Origin of the sequence: Gordonia cholesterolivorans (genome assembly GCF_039531975.1) — a bacterium.
GTDB classification, from domain to species: Bacteria; Actinomycetota; Actinomycetes; order Mycobacteriales; family Mycobacteriaceae; genus Gordonia; species Gordonia sihwensis.
This window is the reverse complement of record NZ_BAAARB010000053.1, coordinates 1-1,404: the sequence shown is the minus strand read 5'-3', so window position 1 is coordinate 1,404 and position 1,404 is coordinate 1. Positions and strand designations below refer to the sequence as shown.

Here is a 1,404-nt window from a genome sequence, read left to right as displayed (position 1 = left end):
TGTTTGGGGTGGTTGGCCTGGGGCTGACTGGCAGGGTGGTTATGGGTTCGTCGTTGTGTTCGTGACTCATCGCTCCGCTGGCCTCGTTGTGGGTGCCTTCAGCAAGACGTGTCCGTTCATCGATGGCGAACCGGTGACCGCCCTGTCCGCCGCGTTGGCTTGATCAGAAGCCTGTCCGACGCCTCGCCAGGTACGCCCCCTGGGGAGGCGTCGTGACCGATCACAGTGACGCCACGCGGTGGTCTCCTCAGAAGCGGCCACCGGTTCAGCGAACCCATCCTGTTCCGTTGATGAGGAGGAAGTCCGCAGTGTCAATCGTTGCAGATGTTTACAGATTCGTCGTTGGAGTCGACACTCACGCCGCCACGCACTCGTATTGCCTGGTGGAGGCGGCCACGGCCAGGACCGTCGATCAGGCCACGTTCTCGACCTCGTCGGCGGGGTTGCGGCGGGCGATCGCCTGGATCGAGCGTCGTACCGGTACTCGCATCCGCGAGACGCTGATCAGCGTCGAAGGCAGCAGTTCGTACGGCACCCGTCTGACGCGGGAACTGTTGCGGGCCGGGTACCGGGTGGTCGATGCGCCCTCGCCTCGTCGGGAGCGAGGAGGTTCGAAGACCGACGCGATCGACGCACACAAGGCGGCGGTGACGATGCTCGCTCGCCCCAGCGACGGCCTCGCCGATGCACGCACCGGTGACCTTCATGAATGCCTGAAGACGCTGCTGCCGGCCCGGGACCGGATGACGCGGGAGAAGACCCGTCAGTTCAACGCCATGGTGGCATTGCTGCGCGAGCACGACCTGGGTATCGATGCGCGAGGCAAACCCACACTGACCATCGTCAAGCAGATCGCCCGATGGCGCGAGCGTCCAAGCGATAGCCGGGCAAAGCAGTTCGCCCGTGCCGAGGTGATTACGTTAGCTCAGCGCATCGTCGCACTGCACGTCCAGCTCGCGCAGAACCTGGCCGCCGTGCGCGAACTGGTCGCCGCTCACGCACCGGTGCTATTGGAACTACCCGGAGTCGGACCGATCAGTGCCGGGCTGATCTTGAATGCGTGGGCCTACCGCGGACGGGTGAAGTCAGAGGCCGCGTGGGCGGCATTGGCCGGAGTCAGCCCGATCGAAATATCCTCCGGACAACGACAGTACCGACGCCTCAACCGAGGTGGCGACCGACAGCTGAACCGCGCACTGCACGCAATCGTCCTCACCAACAGTCGATGCGATCAACAGACCAAAGAATTCATCGCGGCCCGCATCACACAAGGTAAGAGCCCCCGCGCGATCCGACGCATCCTCAAACGCTACCTCGCCCGACGCATCTACCGGATCCTGAACCAGCCCGGAGCAGTCACCACCGCCGCTTGACAAACATAGAAGCGTCTCGCTCAACCAGCCT

General features: G+C 64.0%; 1 protein-coding gene. It reads left to right on the top strand.

Annotated features, from left to right (window positions below; genetic code table 11):
• The first annotated feature begins 308 nt into the window (after positions 1-308).
• Positions 309-1,373 carry an IS110 family RNA-guided transposase gene (locus ABFX36_RS18845; RefSeq protein ID WP_428832072.1) on the top strand — a complete coding sequence of 355 codons (1,065 nt, stop codon included), beginning with the start codon at positions 309-311 and terminating at the stop codon, positions 1,371-1,373.
• Positions 1,374-1,404: the final 31 nt, after the last annotated feature.